The 22,591-nt window shown below is 36.5% G+C and carries 21 protein-coding genes; 14 read left to right on the plus strand and 7 right to left on the minus strand.

Features of this window, described 5'->3' with window-relative positions:
- Positions 1-3 precede the first annotated feature (3 nt).
- The 3 genes from O1A01_RS02770 to O1A01_RS02780 all read left to right on the plus strand — a co-directional run bounded on the left by O1A01_RS02770 (position 4) and on the right by O1A01_RS02780 (position 2,485).
- The gene (locus tag O1A01_RS02770) at positions 4-729 is read left to right on the plus strand and encodes a 5-formyltetrahydrofolate cyclo-ligase (protein ID WP_066421449.1); all 726 of its coding nucleotides are present in this window, start codon (positions 4-6) and stop codon (positions 727-729) included.
- An 85-nt stretch (positions 730-814) separates the two neighbouring features.
- A complete protein-coding gene (locus O1A01_RS02775) occupies positions 815-1,900 on the plus strand; it encodes a nitric oxide synthase oxygenase (RefSeq protein WP_066421451.1) in 1,086 nt (361 codons plus the stop codon).
- Positions 1,901-2,056: 156 nt separating this feature from the next.
- Positions 2,057-2,485, plus strand: a complete 429-nt coding sequence (locus tag O1A01_RS02780) for a hypothetical protein (protein ID WP_066421453.1) — start codon at positions 2,057-2,059, stop codon at positions 2,483-2,485.
- A 41-nt stretch (positions 2,486-2,526) separates the two neighbouring features.
- Here the strand turns inward: O1A01_RS02780 and O1A01_RS02785 are convergent, their stop codons facing one another.
- Positions 2,527-2,772, minus strand: coding sequence for a cytoplasmic protein (locus O1A01_RS02785; protein ID WP_066421455.1), 246 nt, complete (start codon positions 2,770-2,772; stop codon positions 2,527-2,529).
- A gap of 114 nt (positions 2,773-2,886) precedes the next feature.
- Positions 2,887-3,891, minus strand: coding sequence for a rod-share determining protein MreBH (gene mreBH, locus O1A01_RS02790; RefSeq protein WP_066421458.1), 1,005 nt, complete (start codon positions 3,889-3,891; stop codon positions 2,887-2,889).
- 227 nt (positions 3,892-4,118) lie between these two features.
- Here mreBH and O1A01_RS02795 point away from each other — a divergent pair, with 227 nt between their 5' ends.
- Positions 4,119-4,679: a hypothetical protein gene (locus tag O1A01_RS02795; RefSeq protein WP_066421460.1), complete on the plus strand. Its 561-nt coding sequence runs from the start codon at positions 4,119-4,121 to the stop codon at positions 4,677-4,679.
- A 324-nt stretch (positions 4,680-5,003) separates the two neighbouring features.
- Here the strand turns inward: O1A01_RS02795 and O1A01_RS02800 are convergent, their stop codons facing one another.
- Positions 5,004-6,299: an NCS2 family permease gene (locus tag O1A01_RS02800; protein ID WP_270065503.1), complete on the minus strand. Its 1,296-nt coding sequence runs from the start codon at positions 6,297-6,299 to the stop codon at positions 5,004-5,006.
- Between the two features lie 174 nt (positions 6,300-6,473).
- Here O1A01_RS02800 and O1A01_RS02805 point away from each other — a divergent pair, with 174 nt between their 5' ends.
- Positions 6,474-6,845 carry a DnaJ family domain-containing protein gene (locus tag O1A01_RS02805; protein WP_066421466.1) on the plus strand — a complete coding sequence of 124 codons (372 nt, stop codon included), beginning with the start codon at positions 6,474-6,476 and terminating at the stop codon, positions 6,843-6,845.
- A 266-nt stretch (positions 6,846-7,111) separates the two neighbouring features.
- Here the strand turns inward: O1A01_RS02805 and O1A01_RS02810 are convergent, their stop codons facing one another.
- Together O1A01_RS02810 and O1A01_RS02815 are read right to left on the minus strand one after the other, a co-directional pair.
- A complete protein-coding gene (locus tag O1A01_RS02810; protein ID WP_270065504.1) occupies positions 7,112-8,398 on the minus strand; it encodes an MFS transporter in 1,287 nt (428 codons plus the stop codon).
- 63 nt (positions 8,399-8,461) lie between these two features.
- Positions 8,462-9,592 (minus strand): winged helix-turn-helix domain-containing protein, encoded by a 1,131-nt coding sequence (locus tag O1A01_RS02815; RefSeq protein WP_066421382.1) that lies wholly within the window; start codon positions 9,590-9,592, stop codon positions 8,462-8,464.
- Between the two features lie 151 nt (positions 9,593-9,743).
- Here O1A01_RS02815 and O1A01_RS02820 point away from each other — a divergent pair, with 151 nt between their 5' ends.
- The 4 genes from O1A01_RS02820 to O1A01_RS02835 all read left to right on the plus strand — a co-directional run bounded on the left by O1A01_RS02820 (position 9,744) and on the right by O1A01_RS02835 (position 13,706).
- Positions 9,744-10,193 (plus strand): hypothetical protein, encoded by a 450-nt coding sequence (locus O1A01_RS02820; protein WP_066421385.1) that lies wholly within the window; start codon positions 9,744-9,746, stop codon positions 10,191-10,193.
- Positions 10,194-10,439: 246 nt separating this feature from the next.
- Positions 10,440-11,858, plus strand: a complete 1,419-nt coding sequence (locus O1A01_RS02825) for an alanine/glycine:cation symporter family protein (protein ID WP_066421387.1) — start codon at positions 10,440-10,442, stop codon at positions 11,856-11,858.
- 526 nt (positions 11,859-12,384) lie between these two features.
- Entirely contained in the window at positions 12,385-13,074 is a 690-nt protein-coding gene (locus O1A01_RS02830; RefSeq protein ID WP_066421392.1) for an N-acetylmuramoyl-L-alanine amidase family protein, read from the plus strand.
- Between the two features lie 401 nt (positions 13,075-13,475).
- Positions 13,476-13,706, plus strand: coding sequence for a hypothetical protein (locus tag O1A01_RS02835; RefSeq protein ID WP_066421396.1), 231 nt, complete (start codon positions 13,476-13,478; stop codon positions 13,704-13,706).
- Between the two features lie 57 nt (positions 13,707-13,763).
- On the opposite strand, the gene O1A01_RS02840 is transcribed toward O1A01_RS02835, so the two are convergent.
- Together O1A01_RS02840 and O1A01_RS02845 are read right to left on the minus strand one after the other, a co-directional pair.
- A complete protein-coding gene (locus tag O1A01_RS02840) occupies positions 13,764-14,609 on the minus strand; it encodes an MBL fold metallo-hydrolase (protein ID WP_066421398.1) in 846 nt (281 codons plus the stop codon).
- A 184-nt stretch (positions 14,610-14,793) separates the two neighbouring features.
- Positions 14,794-15,957 (minus strand): ROK family transcriptional regulator, encoded by a 1,164-nt coding sequence (locus O1A01_RS02845; RefSeq protein WP_066421401.1) that lies wholly within the window; start codon positions 15,955-15,957, stop codon positions 14,794-14,796.
- A gap of 477 nt (positions 15,958-16,434) precedes the next feature.
- Between O1A01_RS02845 and uxaC the strand changes: the two genes are divergently transcribed.
- The 5 genes from uxaC to O1A01_RS02870 all read left to right on the plus strand — a co-directional run bounded on the left by uxaC (position 16,435) and on the right by O1A01_RS02870 (position 22,581).
- Positions 16,435-17,838 carry a glucuronate isomerase gene (gene uxaC / locus O1A01_RS02850; RefSeq protein ID WP_270065505.1) on the plus strand — a complete coding sequence of 468 codons (1,404 nt, stop codon included), beginning with the start codon at positions 16,435-16,437 and terminating at the stop codon, positions 17,836-17,838.
- 100 nt (positions 17,839-17,938) lie between these two features.
- Positions 17,939-19,354 (plus strand): NADP-dependent phosphogluconate dehydrogenase, encoded by a 1,416-nt coding sequence (gene gndA / locus O1A01_RS02855; RefSeq protein WP_066421414.1) that lies wholly within the window; start codon positions 17,939-17,941, stop codon positions 19,352-19,354.
- A gap of 253 nt (positions 19,355-19,607) precedes the next feature.
- Complete coding sequence (locus O1A01_RS02860) at positions 19,608-20,510, plus strand: AraC family transcriptional regulator (RefSeq protein ID WP_270065506.1); 903 nt, start codon at positions 19,608-19,610, stop codon at positions 20,508-20,510.
- Between the two features lie 23 nt (positions 20,511-20,533).
- Positions 20,534-21,421 carry a sugar phosphate isomerase/epimerase family protein gene (locus O1A01_RS02865; protein WP_270065507.1) on the plus strand — a complete coding sequence of 296 codons (888 nt, stop codon included), beginning with the start codon at positions 20,534-20,536 and terminating at the stop codon, positions 21,419-21,421.
- A gap of 2 nt (positions 21,422-21,423) precedes the next feature.
- Entirely contained in the window at positions 21,424-22,581 is a 1,158-nt protein-coding gene (locus O1A01_RS02870) for a Gfo/Idh/MocA family protein (RefSeq protein ID WP_270065508.1), read from the plus strand.
- Positions 22,582-22,591 lie beyond the last annotated feature (10 nt).

Genomic DNA, 22,591 nt, shown 5'->3' on the forward strand with positions numbered 1-22,591 from the left:
AAAATGAGTCAAACCCGAGAGCTAAAAGATTCGATTCGAAGTAAAGTATGGACTAAATTAGAGGACGAAAAGTTAGGGAGGTTTCCGTTTCCATTAAGAGGTCGCATTCCAAATTTTAAAGGAGCGGAAAAGGCTGCTAGCTTTGTCACGACGATGCAAGTTTATAAAGATGCGAAAGTAATTAAAGTGAATCCTGATTCGCCTCAGTTACCGTTAAGAACTCAAATTTTAAAAGATGGAAAAACATTGTTAGTTCCAACACCGCGTTTGAAAGATGGCTTTATTCAAGTTAAGCCATCATGGGTACCTCCAGGTGAAGAAAGGAAAGCAGCTAGCTTAAAGCATATTCTTTCGTACGGAAAAGTGATCCCCCTAACAGAAATTCCTCCAATAGATCTAATTGTTGTCGGTTCTGTCGCCATGCATAAGGATGGTCGTCGATTAGGAAAAGGAGAGGGTTATGCCGACCGAGAGTATGCTATTATTAGAGAACTTGGAAACCCGTTAGTACCGGTCATTACGACGGTGCAAAGTGCCCAACTTGTGGACGACGACATACCTCGTGATGAATACGATTTAACTGCAGATTGGATTGTAACAGAAGAAGGAATACTGGAAACCCATTCTCCATACGACAAGCCAAAAGGAATTGTTTGGGAGAAAGTTACAGATGAAGAATTAGAAGAAATGCCAGTTTTGCGAGAAATTAAAAGGTTAACGAACCGTTAGGCAATGTTCATTTGTTGTTCATACTTTTCATTTGGGCAAAGCTATATAATAAAAAGTATGACAAGATTATAATGAGGTGGCTTTTTTGCAAGCGAAGGAATTATGGCAAGAAGCAAAAAAATTTCTCGTCACTTGTTATGAAGAGCTTGGAAAAAGGGAAGAAGAGCTTCAAGTAAGATTAATGCAAGTGGAAAGAGAAATAAAAGAAACTGGGTATTACGATCATACGTATGAAGAACTTGCGCATGGAGCGAAAATGGCTTGGCGCAATAGCAATCGCTGTATCGGTCGACTTTTTTGGAACTCGCTTCATGTTTTTGATAAGAGACATGTAAACGATGAAGTAGAAATAGCGCAATCTTTAATCGAGCACATTGATTTTGCAACGAATAACGGAAAAATACGACCAGCCATTACAATTTACAAGCCAAAGCGCGATAAGGAAGAAATACGAATATGGAATCATCAACTACTTCGGTACGCTGGATATGAGACGGAATATGGAGTAATTGGAGACCCGGCATCTATAGCATTTACAAAACAATGTGAAAAGCTAGGATGGAAAGGGGAAGGAACTCACTTTGACCTTCTACCTCTTGTTATTCAAGTGATAGGCCGGGAGCCGGTTGTGTATGAAATTCCGAGAGACGTTGTGCTCGAGGTGCCGTTAACTCATCCAGAGTTGAACGAGTTTGCTGATTTGAATTTGAAATGGTATAGCGTTCCGATTATTTCAGAAATGAAGTTAGAAGTTGGTGGAATTCATTACACCGCTGCGCCTTTTAACGGTTGGTACATGGAAACGGAAATTGGTGCAAGAAATTTAGCGGATACATTTCGATACAACATGTTACCGAAAGTAGCGTCTATAATGGGATTGGATACTTCTAGTAATGCAACGCTTTGGAAGGATAAGGCGCTTATTGAGCTGAACATTGCGGTGTTACATTCTTTTAAAAAGTACGGTGTAAGTATTGTCGATCATCATACGGCTTCGATGCAATTTCAACATTTTGAACGTCAAGAAGGAGAGAAATGCCGGCACGTAACAGGAGATTGGACATGGCTGATTCCACCGGTTTCTCCAGCAGCAACACATATCTTCCATCAATCATATGAAGATAAAATTGTAACGCCGAATTATTTTTATCAAGATTTACCATATAAGTAGAAGAGAAGGTATGCGTTTTTTTCGTATACCTTTTTTACGTTTTTAAGCCTTAAGGGCTATATAAATAAAGGCTACAGAGGTATTGAAGCCGAGTGCAATTAACGTTAAGGTTATGTTAGTGGAAAAAAGTTGAAAAAGGAGGGGGAGTAACTGAAGATGAAAAAACTAAGTTTCTTGCTTCTATTCATTATCTTGACAGTTGTAGGTTGTAATAGTGTAAAGGATAACAATGAGACAGAACTAGGGATGGAAAAAGCTCAAAGAATTGAAGTTCTAGAGGAACCGAATACTGTAGTGACTGTTATAGACGGTGAGGATATCCATGAATTTATTGAATCGTTAAAAGTGGAACAATGGGAAAGTGAAAAAATTCCTTCCGGTGAAAAGCAAGGAAAAATATATAAAATGTTTCAAGAAGATACGAAAACAGTCATTAATTCTAATAAAAATGAAGAAGAGTTAAAAGAAATTTCAACTATTATTACGTATGAAACAGGACCATACATCGAATTTATTATAAAAAATGTTAGCCTTAGCTTCAAAGTACCAGATGAAGTATATGAGTATCTTTCTACTAAATGGTAAAACGTACAGTGCTATTGAAACTGTACGTTTTTCATTTTGTTTTAAAACCACGCCTCATGCATTTCTTGTAAAAACTCTTTCGTTATATGGAAGTCAGAGCTGTCACCGATAACGGAATCAATACCACAATGAGGACAAACGGCAGTTTCCTCATTATCCCACCATTCCTCAATTAGTGCTGGAGAAAAGATTTTTAAACAATAAAAACAGCCGCAAACATTGCTCTCCTCTAAACTTTTTCTATTTTTGCTACTGAACCGATGTGCTTGTTTAAGTAATTCATTCATAATATCTCACCTCATTATAAGGATAATTTTACATTTTGATCATAAGAATGTATACGAAAAAGTATCATGCAAAAAAACGTAGAGACTTTTATCTCTACGTTTTCGTTTTTACTGTTATTTCACTTTTTGAATTTTATCAATAACCGCTAACGAACGGCCTGTACCGATTGCGACGGATTCTAATGGATTTGGTGCTAAGTAAACAGGTACGACGATTTCTTCGCTTAACCATTCTTGCATGCCGTTTAATAAAGAACCTCCACCTGTTAGGATGACACCGCGGTCAACAATATCTCCACTTAATTCTGGAGGACAGTCTTCTAATGTTGCGCGAATGGCTTCTAAAATATGAAGTAGTGATTCTTTAAGTGCTTTTTGAATTTCAGTGGATTGAAGTTCAATTGTTTTCGGTAACCCCGATACTAAATCACGGCCACGAATTTCCATCGTCATCTCTGGATGTTCGACTAGAGCGTAGCCAATTTCCATTTTAATTTGTTCTGCCGTTCTTTCTCCGATGAGGAGGTTATATCGTTTGCGAACGTGATGGATAATATCTTCGTCTAATTGATCCCCACCAACTCGAATGGAGTGACAAGATACAACGCCACCGTAAGAAATTATCGCAACTTCTGTCGTACCACCACCGATATCGACAACAACATTCGCAACAGGCTCTTCTACTGGTAAGTCAGAACCGATAGCAGCAGCGACAGGTTCTTCAATTAAATGAACGTGCTTTGCTCCACAATTTCTAACGGCATCTTGAATAGCTCTTCTTTCTACAGATGTAGAGCCAGAAGGCGTACATACTACTACGTTTGGCTTTTTTAAAGTAAAACCTAACGTTCTCGTTGCTTTTTTCATAATTTGCTTAAGCATACTTGTCGTCACGTCAAAATCTGCAATTACGCCGTCTTTTAGTGGGCGAACAGCGACAATTTTACCCGGAGTTTTTCCAATCATATTTTTCGCTTCTTGCCCTACTGCTAGTACAGTTTTTGTTTCTATATCTAAAGCAACAACGGAAGGTTCGTTATAAACAATACCTTTATTTTTACTATAAACGAGCGTATTTGCTGTTCCTAAATCAATCCCAATTTCTGCATTTGAAAACATAATATTCACCTAATCTTCCTTATTATTGGAGTCTCATATAGTCGTTCTAAAAATGTTGTCGATTTTTGGGGGTTAAAACTCTAGATAAATATGGAAACCACCAGAGGGAAAATTATGGTATATTTTAATTTATAGGAATGTATGTATAAAATTTCTAAAGTGTAACTAATACAGCTCGCTTCGTCCAAGGGAGTCGCGAGTTTTCCTAAAAAGTGGGGGATGGAAAGATGAAAGATAGAGAAGAAGTACTCTATGAAGAGAAAGAGCGGTTGTTTACGAAAAAGCAAATCGTCTGGATCATCGTAAGTGCGGTAAGTTTAATGGTAATAGTAATTGCTTTACTTTTTGGCATCGATCAAGTAGAAGCTTATAAACATAAACGAACAAACCATTATTTACAAGAAGTGGAGCAGTTATTAAAAGAAAGTGAACAAACACTGCAAACGTTTAAAGAAGGAGAAGATGTCCCTGTTGAATTATTACCGATAATTGAAGCATCAGGAAAAGAGTGGATTGCTACTGCCCAAAGCTTAAACGCACCTTCCGCATTTACTAAACATAAAGAAGCAGTTAAACAGCTTATATTGAAGCGTTATTCGGTTGTGTCTTCAGCGGCACTTATGGTAGAAATAAATAATTATCAAGTAAATACGATTGAGGAATTATTGGCAGCATCACAAGAACTAGTGGATTTAGAAAAAGAACAATTATTTGCCTCTTTAGAAGCGGCACAAATAAAATACGAATTATTAGAAGACGGAACGATAAGATATTACATAAGGAAATGATGTAAGTATGAAGTGCTAGGCTAAAATGAATACTTTTTATTTCTACGATAGAAACTATACTTGTGAAGAACAAGGAGGAGATTCCTTATGGGAAGGTTTGTTAGACAAGTAATCATTTTGGCACTACCAATCATTATAAAAGAAGGTTTTAGTTACTTACGTGAAAGAAAGAAAAATAATAATCCTAATACAAATTCTAATTAAATCAAACGTTTGATTGAACAGAGCAGACCCTCTATAGATGCGGGTCTGCTTATTTTTTTCTAATGAAAAAACACTCAGACAATGACGTCTGAGTGTTAGTTAAACCGATAAGTGTTCTTATCAATACACGTGCGCTACAAATGTTAAGAAAAATAGCGCTGCAATGATGTACAAGGTTGCTGGTACTTCTTTTGCTTTTCCTATTGCAAGCTTTACTAGTGGGTAAGCAATAAATCCAAATGCAATTCCATCTGCAATACTGTACGAAAATGGAATCATCACGACCACTAAAAATGCTGGAATTCCTTCTGATAAATCGTGGAAGTCGATTTGCTTCACACTTTGAAGCATGAGAACACCAATAATAATTAAAATTGGTGCAATCGCACTACCAGGAATAATAGCCATGAAAGGAATAGCAAGAATGGAAAGTAAAAATAAGCTACCAGTAACAATTGCTGTGACACCCGTTCTACCTCCAGCAGCAATTCCGGCAGCCGTCTCAACAGTAGAAACGGTAGGGCTAGATCCGAAAAGTCCACTCGTTAAAATAGAAATTCCGTTTGCTTGGAAGGAACGTTTAAATTTGTCAGGTCGATTAATCATATTTAGGTGCCCGTTGATCAGTCCGATATTTTCAAATAATAGGACCATCGTTAAGGAAAAGACAGCAACTAAAAACGCGAAGCTACCTACCTTTTCAAACGAAATAGCACCAAATAAGGAAGCGTAACTTTCAAATGAAATAGAACTATTGCCTACATCTGAAAAGTTAACCACACCAAGCAATCCTGCTATAACAGTTCCAACGATAATGCTAATTAAAAAATTAGCTGGAACGTTACGAATGAATAGTATTACAGTGACGATAATAGAAAGGATCGTTGCGATAACAAAGGGATTTGTCATATCGCCTAACGCTAAAAGAGAACTTTCTCCTTTAACAATTAAGCCACCTTTTTCTAATCCGATTAGTGTTAAAAATAAACCTAACCCTACTGTAATAGCATGCTTTAAAGAGTGTGGAATTGCTTCAAGTAGTAGTTGGGACAAACGTGTGAAGGAAACAATGGTAACAATAATCCCAGACACTACTACAACGCCCAATGCTTCTTGCCACGATAACCCCATAGAAAGGACTAACGTGTACGTAAACATCGCATTAATTCCCATACCTGGAACGAGAATAATTGGAGCATTTGCCCATATTCCCATTAACCAACACCCAACAACGCAAGTTAAAATGGTGGCTATAATTCCAGCTTCAAGAGGAATTCCTGCTTCTGCAAGAATGGAAGCATTAACAGCAATAATGTACACAATGGTAAAGAAAGAAATTAAACCAGCCATGAACTCACGTTTCAAGTTCGTTTCATGTCCAGATAAATCAAAATAGCTCTTTAGCCATTGAAGCATGAAAAACATCCTTATTCAGTTTCCCTCTCCCGCCCGGCCTCAAAGGACCCACAAACAATTATTATATAACTGAAATCCGGATTCGTAAACTTAAAATAGTTTTTAAAATATTCACATTTTTCATAGTGGAAATAGGGTAAAATAAAAATAAGAGAGCGAAGGGACGTGAGTGAATTGGATTTTTCAAGATTAACGGATGACCGAATTCGGAAAGCGTATGAAGAAGGTGAGTTTGAAAACTTACCTGGTTACGGCAAAAAACTGCAACTAGAAGACCTTTCGAATGTTCCCCCAGAAATGCGAATGGCCTATAAAATGATGAAAAACGCTGGAATGATGGAGGAGCAACAAGTTCGTTCGGAAATTGAATATATAGAAGACTTAATCAAAAATGCCCACGATGATTTAGAAGAACAAAGACTAACGCAACGCCTAAATGAAAAACTACTTCGCTTTAATCAAATAATGGATAAAAAGAAAAAAGAAACAAACTCAGCCACCTTTAAAAACTACCAATCCAAAATATATGATCGTTTTTCTGATTAGAGGTTGGGACATAACTTTTTTCATGAAAGTAAAAAACGAACAAAAAAATATCCAGGGAAAACTCGCTCCTGAAATATACTTCGCTTTCCGCGGGCGGCTGGTGAGCCTCCTCGTGCTTCGCACTGCGGGGTCTCACCTATGCCTTTCCTCCCGTGGAGTCTACGTATATTTCCTCCGCTAATCCTGCGATTGTTCGTTTTTTATCATGATAAATTTAGTTTTGTCTCAGCCTCTTTTAGGACAAAGCAACTCTAAAGAAATAGAAACTATTCAGCCAAAGAAATTGCTTTTTCATCCTCTTCCCGACGTGTTTTAAATAAAACGTTGTTTCCACCAAAAAGGGAAATACCAATGATAACTAAAAAACTAGCGACACATAGGCAAACTGGGATGAAGCCGAAATGATGGATTAATACACCACCCATTATTGGAGATATTAATACAGTGAAGCTTATCACTGAATTAGAGATACCTGTAACACGACCGATTTCGTCTTGTTTTGTCTCCATTTGTATAATGTATTGGGATGTAATAGAAAGGAGACCTACTCCTAAACCAAGAATAAAGGAGAGAGCTAAAGGAATAGCTAGTATAAATCCTTCCTGTAAAAAACCAATCCCTCCAAATCCTCCACCAATTAATACTAAACTACCTCCAATAAGCCACCCATACTGTTTTAGATTTTTATAGCGGTTTAACATAAGAATCATAACTAGAGCTCCAAGACCTGAGCTACCCATAATCCACCCAGCTAATTGTGGTAGATGTGGTGCAATTTCACGGAAAAAAACAGGAAATTGAAAGTCAATCATTTGGATGGCTGTAAAAGCTAGAAAACAAGCTATCAAACTAACGAATAATACTTTCTTTTGATAAACAATCACCCAGCCTTTTTTCCAAGAGCCCCAGAAATGTTCCTTTTCTGTTTCAGCATTTTGTTGACCAATCATTGTTGTTTTCTTAACCATTTCCTTATTAACGATAATAGTAAGAAGAATAATGGCAGAAATGGTAAAGGCGATAGCATTTATAAGTATACATAGTTTTGGTGATGCAATTCCGACTAAACTGGCACCTATAAATGGCCCGATGATTTTTGATAATTGATTAACCGAACCGTTTAAGGTAATAGCTTTCATTATTAAGTTTTCTTTTACTACTAATTTAACTAGACCTTGTTGAGCAGGGGAGTGCACGACATTTACAGTTGCTCGTAATGAAATAACGATAATAGCTGTGATTGGATGATTCGAAAATAATAAAATAAAGGTCAATAAAGCGGTAGTAAAATCAGCGACCATCATGATCTTCACTTTATGGAATTTATCACTCAACACTCCAGCGAATTGTCCTAGCACTACTTGTGGTAATGCATAAGCAACCGGAATTAATGCAATCATCATTGGGTCGGCATTCCATACATACCCGAATAAAACAATAATAGCGACCATGTCGAACCAATGTCCAAGCATGGATACCGAGTAGGAAGCAAAAAGCCTCATAAATATCGAATTTTGCCAAATTGTTTCTTCTTTTCTTAAATTTGTTGTCATCTTTCATACATCCCTTCTGAAATCTTTGTATTTAAAAGATATCGTAGGAATGTCAGAGGAATATCAGAGAATCGAATCAAGAAATTTTTTTATTTTAATTGTTAATAATGGTAGCTCATATTGTTCATATACTTCTTCTGTTTTCATCGCTAACATCTCACTTGCCTCTTCTGATATGTCCTTAACACGTAATATATCAGCAATATATAGAGCGTGAATGGTCGGAAAAGCAAATTTGGTCTTTTTCAGGACAGTAAAGGCTTGAGTGAAATAATTTACAGCAATTACTTTCCTTTTTACATAGAAGTGATAAATTCCTTTTAGCGTTAAAAATAAACCATATTCACGTTGGAAAGGGTGCTGCTCAAAAAAGGAACTAAGCACATCTATTTTCTGTTCGGCTAAATCCCAATCCTTTATACTGATTGCATATGTAAGCCAATTAATTTGAAAAAAACCGTAAAAACCGACTAATTTTGGTGATATGTTCGAATCGGCCTGTATTAGTAGACTCTTTGCCAGGTCATTATTTCCTTTTCGAAGTTCGAATAAAATTCGAATCAAGTCAATTTCTTCTTTATCATCTTCACCAAAGTATTGTTTTAATTCTAAGTTGGTTAAGTAGTAGTCTACAAGTTTTGTATCCTTTTCTAACAGTAAATAAAGACCGAATAACGGGAGTGCTTTTTCCTTATTAGTTAGTTCGGCAGAATGGAGAATGGATAAAAAATCTCCCTGTAAAAAGTTCACTAACAGTCTATGTTTATCATCCAATTGAATACCGAATGTTGACCCATCGATTAATTGCTGTATTGCCTGTCCGTGACCATAGAGATGATACTTCGAAATAAGGTTCTTCGTTAAAGACTGGAACTCCATATCATGAGCTATTTCGTGGCTTTCATGAAAAGGTACATATAAGACCAATTTGTAACCTAACCCCTTTACAGTTTCAATAGTTACCACATTGTCCCATTTTTTTAACTTTTTTCGTAACCTATATATATGGTCGTCAACTGTTCGATCAGAGGGCACTTGAAGTGGCCATACTGCTTGTAACAACTGATCCCTAGTTAAAGTTTGATTCTTGTTTTGATATAAGAAATCGAGTAATAAAAACTCTTTACGTAATAGCTTCAGTGTTGTTCCCTCGATAGTTATACTATATTCATTTAGATTGAACGATATCGACATACCGGCATCCCTTCTTTTTTGACTAATATATTTTATATTACCATTTTCAAAGAGTAATTGGATATTCTTCCAAAATAAAAATACTAACTATTCAAACCATTCTGTTTTGTACTATAATAGATAAAAAAGACTATGGACGAGGGGTAGACAGATGAAAAAGTTAGCGCTGATAATAATTACGATATTTATTGTATTAGTAGGTTGTAGTAATAATAACGAAGAAACATCTTCTGTCATTGAAAATGGACAAGTTGCATTAAAAAAGATGGAAAACACAAACATTGAATATCTACAGTTTTCTGGAAACATAAAAGTTACAGAACTAGATACAGACCAGCCCTTCTCTGTTAGATTCCTTGTAAAAGATGGCGAAGTGGAAAATATCATTAAATCAACGGAAATTGTCCTACCAGAGCAATATTTCAGAGGGAATGGTGAAGTTGTCCCAGTTGGCGAAATGCGAATGGTGACTGGAGAATATTCTGTTAAAGAACTAGAAAAAAAGATTGAAAAAGAAAATGCAGTTTATATCGAGCTTTTTAATGATGATGAAGTACTATTAAGTGAACCGATTAAAACGTTTGTACAAAATAACGGATAATACAAGGAATATGGCCGACTCATTTACGGCCATATTTTTTATTTTTAAAAACGAGATAGTGCATTAAATATCGAATTGGTATTTTCTAACTTCACTAAAATAGATTCTTCTACTATAATATTTTTTTATATGAATTAATTGTGGAGAGAAACTGTTATCCATATATAATTGGAAGAATGTTTGTATTGAACATCCTTCTCATGAAGAGGTAACCTAGAAAAAGGGAAAAAATGAAGGAGGTAACGTATGGATTGGTTTGTGAAGATTTTAGACTTCGGTAATACCGTACTATGGTCGTATTTATTAATTGTTATGTTAATCGGTTTAGGACTTTATTTTACGTATAAAACAGGTTTTGTCCAGTTCAAAAACTTTTTAGAAATGTTCCGCTTATTAGGGGATAAAAATACGGCAATAAGCGGTAAGAAAAAAGGTGTCTCGTCATTATCTGCATTTTTTATTAGTGCCGCGAGTAGAATCGGTACTGGTAACTTAGCAGGTGTTGCTAGTGCAATTGCGTTAGGTGGACCTGGTGCTATTTTTTGGATGTGGCTTATCGCTTTAATTGGATCTGCTACAGCATTTGTGGAAAGTACATTAGCTCAAATATATAAAATAAATGATAAAGAAGGTTTCCGTGGGGGACCAGCTTATTATATTGAAAAAGGTTTAAAGGCAAGATGGCTAGGGATCGTATTTGCAGTGTTAATTATTTGTTGTTTTGGCTTAGCATTTAATAGTGTACAAGCTAATACCATTACATTTGCATTTAACAACGCATTCGGAACAGACCGACTAATGTTAGGTATTGTTCTTGCTGCTTTCGTTGCACTTGTTATTTTCGGTGGAGTAAAGCGTGTGGCGAAAGTTTCTTCTATTGTTGTACCGATTATGGCTACGATTTATTTAGTCGTTGCGATCTATGTACTAATAATTAACATTACAGAAGTTCCAGCGATGTTTGCCCTTATTTTTAAAAGTGCGTTCGGTTTAGAGCAAGCAATTGGTGGTGGAGTAGGTGCTGCTTTAATGATGGGGATTAAACGTGGTCTATTCTCCAATGAAGCAGGGATGGGAAGTGCGCCCAATGCGGCTGCAACGGCAAATGTTAGCCATCCTGCAAAACAAGGTTTCATCCAAAGTTTAGGTGTATTCGTTGATACCATTATCATCTGTTCAGCAACTGCGTTAATGATTTTACTTTCAGATGGATTTGCAAGTGGAGCCCAAGGAATTGAACTAACACAATTAGCATTAAGTGAGCATATTGGTGCTTGGGCAAGCAGCTTTATTGCGATTGCTATTATGTTTTTTGCTTTTAGTTCTATTGTCGGTAACTACTATTATGGAGAAACGAATATTGAGTTTATCCGTTCTAGTAAAACAGCGTTATTTATTTACCGTGCAGCAGTAGTCGGTATGGTTCTATTTGGCTCAGTAGCAAGTCTTCAAATTGTATGGGATATGGCCGACTTATTTATGGGATTAATGGCGGTCGTAAACTTAATTGCTATTACTTTACTAGGTAAGTTTGCATTTGGAGCATTAAAAGATTACTTAGAGCAGAAAAAAGCTGGACAAGATCCGGTCTTCTACTCTAAAAACGTTGAAGGATTACGTGATTTAGATCATTGGAAGGACGTATCACCTTCAGAGAAAAAATAATGTACTAGGAGAGGTCGAGTTAGTTTCGGCCTCTTTTTTCTTTTAAAATGGTATGGCCGAATCGCTGTTGATTTGGTCGTTTTTGTGTTGAGTGAACATTTTTTTAGTGCAAATAAAAATAACGGGTGGTTACCGCAAATAAGAAAGGAGTATCGCAAATAGGAGGGTGCTTATCGCAAATAAAAAAGGAGTATCGCAAATAAGAGGGTGCTTATCGCAAATAAGAAAGGAGTATAGCAAATAGGAGGGGGCTTATCGCAAATAAGAGGGTGCTTATCGCAAATAAAAAAGGATTTAACCCAAATAAAAGGTGTCTACCTACCACAAATAAACTGGTTTCCCGCAATTAGTCTGAATTACTAAATAAGAACTTTAATATCTCAAGAATAAGTATTTAGAAAATTTAAAATTAATAGTTGACATACGAACATATGTTTGCTTAAAATAAGTGTACAAGCAATAAATACGAACGCGCGTTCTGGTAAATTGTTTGTATAAATTAATTTTTAAACAAGGGGATGAAGAAATGGTTAAAATTTTTATTGATCCAGGACATGGGGGAACAGATCCGGGTGCAATCGGTAATGGACTTCAAGAAAAGAACATTACATTAAGTATTTCAACAAAGATTCGGGATATTTTAGTAGCGGAGTATGATAACGTCTCAATACTCATGTCTCGAACAGGTGATACTACAAGATCATTAAGTGAGCGAACAAATCAAGCAAACTCATGGGGTGCAGACTTTTTCCTATCTGTTCATGTAAATGCAGGTGGGGGAACGGGCTTTGAGAGTTTTGTCTATCCAGGTGTTGGGGCACCGACAACAACGTATCAAACGAATATTCACGATGAAATTATGAAGGTCAATCAATTAAATGACCGTGGGAAGAAGCAACAAAACTTCCATGTGTTAAGAGAAACGTATATGCCTGCGCTTTTAACAGAAAACGGATTTATCGACCACTCAAGTGATTCAACAAAGATGAAAAGTGATAGTTGGCTTACAGCAGTAGCTCGAGGTCATGTAAATGGAGTAGCGAAATGCTTTAACCTCCCAAAGAAAAACACAGCGATTTACCACACTGTAGTTTCCGGTGACACAGTTTACTCCTTAAGTAGACAATATGGAAGTACAATTGAACAAATTAGAGAATGGAACAATTTAGATGCAAATTACACTATTTATGTTGGACAAGTTTTACGAGTGAAGTAACATGGGAAAACGGAGCAGTGGCAATAGCCATTGCTTCTTATTTTTATCAAAGTAGACCACCATGCAAACGAACTTTGCACCATGGCATATGAAATCGGGTGGTTAGGGAGTTGCTACGATATTTTACCTTTCGAAATTTAGAACCGAGAGTGGAACGTAGCGGAAGGTGCGAGACTCCAGCGGGAAGAAGAGGAATCGGGAGACCCCACAGGGCGAAGCCCGAGGAGGCTCCCGTTTCTCCCCGCGGAAAGCGAGTACCTGCAGTGAAGTGAAACGGACAAACTTAAGAAAACCAACCTATTTTCAATGTAGACTTAAAGTATAAAGTATTGTTGATGTATTATGAAATGCTATTTTCCTAAATAAGGCTATATCACAAAGGTAGAAAGGACGGTATAAAAATGGAAATAACAGATGCAGTGTTCATTCCACTAATTATAGGGTTGGTTGAGATGTTTAAAAGACTAGGATTGCCTGTAAAGTATGCTCCAGTAATAGCTGTCTTGATAGGGTTACTAGTTGGAATTTTGTATATGGATATCCCCTTCAAAGATGGGATTATAATCGGACTAGTATTTGGTTTATCGGCGAGCGGTTTATATAGTGGTACGAAACACTTAGTCCACGAATAGCAAAAAAATAACGCCTCTGCTTTTCAAAACAGAGGCGTTATCATGATAAAAGAAACCTTAATGGACATACTTCCCGTAATCAGGTTTTGCAATATCATCAAAATCATGAACCAATTTTTCTAAGCTACTTGTTAACAAATCACCAGACAGTGGTAAACCATGTCCAGTAACTGCGACAGTTGGCTTAAGTGCTGCTAATTTAGCAACAGATGCCTTCGCCGCATTCCAATCCGTTGTTAAATATCTAGGTGGCCCACTAATCTCTAGTTCTTGTGTAAATACTTTATATAAATATTCTTGTTTAACAGTGACGAATGCATCACCAACGATTAATGTACCATCATTTTCTCGATAAAAAGAAACATGACCTGGAGTATGACCTGGAGTGTGAATCCACTTAAATCCAGGCATATGCGGTACTGTTCCATCAGACGGGAATGGTTTTATGTGGTTTCCTAAATTTATTGGTTCATTAGGAAACATTGGGGACATTTTCGCAACCATGCCACCTTCGACCGTTGCGTCTGGTTCAGGGTAACTTTTTTCTCCTAATAAAAACGGCATTTCTAGTTCATGTGCGTAGACAGGAATTTCCCACCGTTTTACTAATTCAATAATTGCTCCAACATGATCGAAATGGCCATGCGTTAAAATAATTGCTTTAGGACGGCTATTTTCTCCAAATCGATTTTCAATAACAGAAATAATTTCTTCTGCTGAATCTGGCATACCAGCATCAATCAAAACAAAATCATTAGTATTTGGATCACCAACTAAATGAATATTTACTATTTGAATGGTATAGTTGTAAAGGTCAGGTAAAATATCTATTCCGACACCACTCCCAATAGAAGTAGCTGGAATAAATTTATAATCACTTCCATAACTCATTTCCTTTTCCAAAAAAATCCCTCCAAAAAATCTAATTCGGAGTTAGAATTCCCTAAAGTAATCATTTTTAAATGAACGGGCATTTGTCATTTAAAGGGGAGAAAGGAAAAATGCTCAGCCTTTAGCGACTGAACATTTTAGACATGATAGGTAGCTTTTGTTTTGAAAAAGGGAAGCGTTTTCATTAAAAGACACTTCATTTTTGCTCTACAGGTAAATTTAAAGTAGGTACATTTAGAAAATGTTTTATTGCTAAAGCGCATGCACCTAACACAGAAGATCTTTTCCCAATCGTTGAAATCGATAGTGAATGATAATGACTAATAGATGAATGTAAGTTCGCCGTTATCTTTTCTAAAGCGTTCGGGTATATACGTAACAGTTCACTATCTAATACAATTACTTCCGGGTTGTACATATTAATTAAATTATTAAGTCCGATTGAGATGTAATAGATAAACTTGTCCATTAATTGCTGAACTTCTTCATCACCTTGTGCGAGGAACTCTTCTACTTGTTCATAAGTCATCTGTTCGTTTTTTAATTCGGAAAGATGAGCAAAAAAACTTGATTCAGAAGCGTATTTTTCCCAACACCCTTTATTTCCACAATTACAAGTAATCCCTTCAGGTACGATGATCATATGCCCAATCTCTCCTGCGAAACCGTTATGACCGCGGAAAAATTCATTGTTCATCATCATTCCTAATCCAATTCCAGAATAATGCGTCGTACAAAGTAAATTATTTGTTTCGTGATGGATGTATGCTCGTTCTGCAAATGAACTTAAATTTGCGTTGTTTTCAAGATGGACAGTAATACCAATTTCTTTTTCCAAATCTACTTTCAAATGAATGTTCTTCCATTTTAAACGAGGTACGAAATGAATGGTTTCATCTTTTCCAACAAGTCCGTGTATGGCAATAACAATTCCGATAATCCCAAGGTCAGTATCCGTAAACGTATGCTTCAGTTTATTTATTTCTTCCACTAATATGGATAAAATTTCTGAATAGTCCGTAGTATGTAACTCAACCGTATGTGATGAAACGGGGCTACCTAATAAATCAGATAACATAAATGTTACTTGTCCATAATCGAGATCAATTCCTAGTGCGTAACCTACTTTACGATTAATAGATAACATAATTGGTTTACGTCCAACCGCATTATGTTCTACATGAGTCTCTACTACAAGTCCATCATCTATTAAATCGGCCACTTGGGCTGAGATTGTCGCTCTAGTTAGTTCTGTTGCTTTTGATAAATCAGCTCTAGATATAAATCCTTCTTTCACAATCTCTCCGATAATAATTGATCGGTTTATTTGTTTGATAAAAGAAGCATCACCAGTAACCATAATAATCCTCCATTTCAAGCGTAAAAGTTTACTTTCATTATAACAGTTTTCATCTAAGAAAAGATACGGATAACTTTGCGTTAGATTAAATAGGAAGAAAAGAATACGGATTGTCCAGTTTGTACGCCGCTACCCAAACGCCCTCCGCATTTCTATTGTCCAGCTCCGGCGGCTAGGTCCGGCTCAAACTTCACTTTTCCTCCGTACGATAAGTCAACATCGGCTCTCTACGTTCGCCGTGTTTCCTATATCTCCTGCGGAAAACCTCCAGTTTGATTGGACCTAAACGAGCCGCCTCCGCATTTCGGATTGACGAATATATAAAAAAGTGTTAAATTAGACATGTAATTAATTTGTTTAATAAACAAATTAAAGTAATAGGTTAATTTAAATCGTTTTTCTTCAAATTTTTTATATTTATGAAAAGGTTTACAGAAAATAAAATAGGTCATTATGTGTGAAAGAGGGGGAGAATGAATGAACACTTTTTTAAATAAGCATTTTTTATTAGATACGAAGGCTGCTGTAGATTTATATGAAAATGCAGCGAAAGACTTACCAATCTTTGATTTCCATTGTCACCTTGTACCAGAAGAGGTTTGGGAAAATAAACCTTACGAAAATATTACGCAATTATGGCTAGGTGGGGACCATTACAAATGGAGAGCTATGCGTATGCATGGTATTGGTGAAGAATTCATTACTGGAGAGAAAAGCGACTGGGAAAAATTCGAAGCTTGGGCAAAAACAATGCCTTATTTAATCGGAAATCCGTTACATCATTGGGCTCATATGGAGTTAAAAATGTTCTTCGGAATCGAGAAAATTTTAAGCCCAGAAACAGCACGTGAAATTTATGATGAGTGTAATGAGAAACTTGCACAGCCTGACTATAGACCAAGATCATTTATTGAAACAGCAAACGTAAAGTTTATCGGTACTACAGATGACCCAGTTTCTACATTAGAATATCACCAAAAATTAAAAGCAGATGAAACATTTGATGCAATTATCGCACCAACATTCCGACCGGATGGAGCGTTATATATTGAACGTCCAACTTTTCATAATTGGGTAAAAACGTTAGAAGAAGTATCGGCAGTAAAAGTTACTGATTTAGATAGCTTCCTACAAGCATTACAGCAACGTGTTGATTACTTCCATGAAAATGGTGGTAGAGCATCTGACCATGACATTCAAAAGTTAGAATATGTAGAAACAACAAAAGAAGAAGCAGCTCCTATTTTTGCAAAACGCTTAAATGGTGAAGAACTAACTGATAACGAATTAACTGCTTATCAATCTTTCTTACTAAAACAAGTAGGTATGATGTACGCAGAAAAGAGCTGGGTAATGCAGCTTCATATGGGTGCAATGCGTAATAATAATACGAGAATGAAAGAATTAATCGGTCCTGACACTGGATTTGATTCTATTGGCGAAAAGAATTTTGCAGAAGGCGTTTCTAGATATTTAGATGCGTTAGAAATGGAAAATAAATTGCCAAGAACGGTTCTTTTCAACTTAAATCCGAAAGATAATGCCGTTTTAGCTGGAATGATGGGTAACTTCTATGAAGCTGGAGTACCTGGAAAAATTCAATTCGGTTCTGGCTGGTGGTTTAATGACCATATCGACGGAATGGAAAGACAAATGAAAGACTTAGCAAACGTTGGTTTATTAAGCCACTTCATCGGAATGCTTACAGATTCTCGAAGCTTCCTATCTTATGCTCGTCATGACTATTTCCGCCGCATCTTATGTAACATTTTAGGTGACTGGATGGAGAGAGGTTTAGCTCCAAACGATCCGAAGTTTTTAGAGGAAATGGTTCGTAATATCGGATACAACAACGCTGAAAAATATTTCTTAGAGCGCTAATTCATTTTTATAAAGGTGGCTGTCTACTCGCGATAGTATTGCGGGTGAGATGGTCACTCTAATACTAAAACCATTTGATAGGAAAGGTAGAGAATATAATATGTCCAAACAACAAATTGGTGTAATTGGTTTAGCAGTAATGGGTAAAAACTTAGCACTTAACATTGAAAGCAGAGGTTATTCCGTAGCAGTATTTAACCGTTCTTTCGACAAGACAGAAGCATTTTTACAAAATGAAGCAAAAGGTAAAAACTTCGTTGGTGCAGAAACAGTTGAAGAATTTGTTAACTCTTTAGAAAAACCAAGAAAAATTTTACTTATGGTAAAAGCAGGGGATGCAACGGATGCAACAATTGACTCTTTAAGACCATACCTTGAAGAAGGCGATATTATTATCGATGGCGGAAATACGTATTTCGAAGATACAGTTCGTCGTAACAAAGAATTAGCAGAAGCGGGACTAAACTTCATTGGTACTGGTGTTTCAGGTGGAGAAGAGGGCGCGTTAACTGGTCCTTCTATTATGCCAGGTGGTAAAAAAGAAGCTTACGAGCTAGTTCAGCCTATTTTAGAAGCAATCTCTGCAAAAGTAGAAGGCGATGCTTGCTGTACGTACATCGGTCCAGACGGTGCAGGCCATTATGTGAAAATGGTTCATAATGGGATTGAGTATGGCGATATGCAATTAATTTCAGAAGCATACTTCATTTTGAAAAATGTATTAGGCTTAAGCGCACAAGAGCTTCATGAAGTGTTCGCTGACTGGAATAAAGGTGAGTTAGATAGCTACTTAATCGAAATTACTGCTGATATCTTCACGAAAGTTGATGAAGAAACAGGTAAACCGTTAGTAGACGTTATTTTAGATACTGCTGGACAAAAAGGTACAGGTAAATGGACAAGTAAAGATGCATTAGATCTTGGTGTTCCACTACCAATCATTACAGAATCCGTATTTGCTCGCTTCATTTCAGCAATGAAAGAAGAGCGTGTGAAAGCTAGTAAAATGCTTGCTGGCCCAGAAAGTAAACCATTTGCTGGTAATAAAGAAGAGCTTATCGAAGCAGTTCGTAGAGCACTTTATATGAGTAAAATTGTTTCTTACGCACAAGGTTTCGCGCAAATGCGTGCTGCAAGTGAGGAACGTAATTGGAACTTAAACTATGGTGAGATTGCAATGATCTTCCGTGGTGGTTGTATCATCCGTGCGCAATTCTTACAAAAAATTAAAGATGCGTATGATCGTGATGCAAACTTAGCGAACCTTTTATTAGACCCATACTTTAAAGAAATCGTAGAAGGTTACCAACAAGCACTACGTCAAGTTGTGGCAGTAGCAGTAGAGCGTGGAATACCTGTACCGTCATTTGCTAGTGCAATTGCATATTATGACAGCTACCGTACAGAAACATTACCTGCAAACCTTCTTCAAGCTCAACGTGATTATTTCGGTGCTCATACGTACCAACGTGTTGATAAAGAAGGAGTATTCCATACAAACTGGATGAGTAAATAATAAGTGACATCAGAGGCAAAACTAGCAAAAAAGAGCTTGTTTTGCCTCTTTTTTAACATTTTTTTAGTTAAAATTGATATGATAGAGCAATCTCAGTCAAATTTTATAAAAAACTAAGCATTTGTAGAAAACGATTTTTGTAAGCAGTTACATTACAATATAACTATACCGTTACTAGTAAATACATTGCTTTAACAAGAAGCGATGTTACGTATAAAAATGATTGTTAACGGTTACATGAGGGTGTGGAAAAATGGATCAATTTAACGACATATATAAACAACTAAATATGACAGATAACTGGCTCAACGCCTTTTATCGAATTCAAGGGCTAGAGTCGTATGAGTTTCCATTTCATTCCCATCACGAATATGAAATCTATTTTTTCTGCTCAGGTGATTGTAAATATTTAATAAATAACCACATTTATGAATTAGAGCCTGGCGACATTATTTTGTTAGATGGGTTAACGTTGCATAAACCAAATCCGAATAAAAATAAGGCTTATACGAGAAGTATGCTTCATTTTTCACCAGATTGGGTGAAGGAGCTTTTACCTTCTTTAGGAATACCGAATCTACTTGATCCATTTCGAAAGCTCAACAATTTTTTAATTCGAACAGGCTATAACGAGTCAGGTCAATATGTTGACGAAAAAATGAAAAGAATTGCAATGATGCAGTCCCAATTAGGGGAAGAAAAGCAACGAACAGGTAAAGAGAATGAAGTACTAAAAGCAGAAGTAAAACTGGAACTCATTCAGTTATTAGTCAAAATTTATAAAATGAGCCAAGAAGAATTAGCTCAAGTGTCCAATAAGAAATCAGAAAAAGAGTTACATGCTGAAAATATCGCAACATGGATTAATGACCATTTTAAAGAAAAGATTAGTTTAGATCGCCTAGCGGAAGAACTAAATCTTAGTAAATATTACGCTTCCCACGTATTTAAAGAAGTTACCGGGTTTACCGTGATGGAATATGTAATGGGATGCAGATTACGAGAAGTGAAATTTTTATTAGAAACGAAGCCAAAAGAAACGTTGGCCGACATTTCAAGAGAAGTAGGCTTTGAAAGTGTCGCCCACTTTAGTCGATTTTTTAAAGAAAAAGTCGGGATGACACCGTCTCAATATCGTAAAACAAGATTACAGTAATTGCTTGTAGGGAGGAATACTTAATGTTGGAAGGAATCCATATTTCGGGTTTTTCTGATGAAATTTCATCAGATTTTAACACTCAGTTAGAAGTTGTCGCTAATCTTGGGATGAACTATATATCACTACGTGGTATTGATGGGAAAAATATCGGGGATTTTACAGCAGATGAAGTAAAAGAATCTGTACTACCAAGGTTAAATGCTGCTGGAATTAAAGTATCTTCTGTCGGTTCTCCAATTGGAAAAGTGTTCATTAATGATGAAGAAGGCTTTGAAAAGCAAAAAAGTATGCTAGAAGAGCTTTGTCAAATTAGTAAACTACTAGATTGTAAGTACATTCGTATTTTCAGTTTTTATATACCGAAAGGGGAAAATCCAGACGGGTATCGCGATGATGTTATTAGCAAAGTGAAGGAATTTGCTCAAATTGCGGAAAAGCACGAAATCGTTCTTTTACATGAAAACGAGAAAGATATTTTCGGTGATACCGGCAGACGTTGTGACGACCTATTAAGATCTGTGAATTCTCCAAGCTTTAAAGCAATTTTCGACTTCGCTAACTTCGTTCAATGTGGAGAAGATACCCAAGTTTGTTACGACCTACTAAAAGATTTAGTAGAGTACATTCATATAAAAGATGCAGTAACAACAGATAGTCAAAACGTTGTATGTGGTACAGGGGAAGGGAAAATACCTGAGATTTTAGAACAAGCTATTTCCTCTGGTTATAAAGGATTTTTAACATTAGAACCACATTTAGTACTTTTCGACTCATTAAAAGACTTAGAACTAGAAGATGCTACAGAAGTAATTAAAGATGATAAAGGTTTAGACGGTGCTGGCGGTTATAAGCTTCAATACGAAGCTCTATTAAATATACTAAATCAAATCGAAAGTAAGGGGGAGTAATAATGAAAAAAGTAAGATTAGGTATTATCGGGTTAGGTGCACAAGGTGGAGCATATGCAGGGTTTATTAAAGAAGGTAGAGTACCAAACATGGAAATCGGTGCAATTTGTGACATCGATCCAGCTAAAAAGCAAGAATCTCAAGAGAAATATCCAGAAGTTCCGTTTTATGATAACTATATTGAAATGTTAGAAAGTGGCGACGTTGATGCAGTTGTAACGTGCGTACCGCATTACTTACATCCAGAAATGGGAATCGAGTCTATTAAACGTGATGTACACGTACTAGTAGAAAAGCCGGCTGGTGTTTATACAAAGCAAGTTAAAGAGTTAAACGAATATGCAGCAACGAAACCAGAAGTGAAGTTCGCTATCATGTTCAACCAAAGAACAAACCCACTTTATCAAAAATTAAAAGAGATTATTGATAACGGGGAAATCGGAAATATCCGCCGTACAAACTGGATTATTACGAACTGGTGGAGACCACAAGGATATTATGACCAAAGTGAGTGGAGAGCAACTTGGAGCGGTGAAGGTGGCGGTGTCCTTGTAAACCAAGCTCCTCACCAATTAGACTTACTACAATGGATTTGTGGAATGCCTGAAAAAGTTTACTCAAACGTAAAATACGGTTACCAACGTGACATTGCGGTAGAAGACGAAGTAACAGCTGTATTAGACTACGGAAATGGTGCGACAGGCGTATTCGTTACTTGTACACATGACGTTGTCGGAACAGACCGCTTTGAAATCCTTGGAGATAAAGGGAAAATCGTTGTAGAAGATAGCAAAAAAGTAACGATTAAACGTTTAAATAAACCAGAAAACGAAATGAGCGCAAGCATGAGCATGCAAGATGTGATGAGAATCTTCATGGGTGGCAGCACAGATGATATTTATAGTGAAGAAGTATTAGAGTTCGGTAGTGCATGGGGCGTTCAACACTCCGCGGTATTAGAAAACTTCGCGGCAGCTATTTTAGATGGAACAGATCTTTTAGCTCCTGGTAGCGATGGGATTTTCGGAGTACGTTTAGCGAATGCGATTCACTTATCTAGCTGGTTAGGTAAAGAAGTAGAAACTTCATTTGACGAAGATGTATTCCTTGCAGAGCTAAATAAAAAAATCGAAGAAGAAAAGAAAGTAGAAGTAAAGTAAACTTCATAAA

The sequence above is a fragment of the Sutcliffiella sp. NC1 genome (assembly GCF_027594365.1).
Lineage (GTDB): Bacteria > Bacillota > Bacilli > Bacillales > Bacillaceae_I > Sutcliffiella > Sutcliffiella cohnii.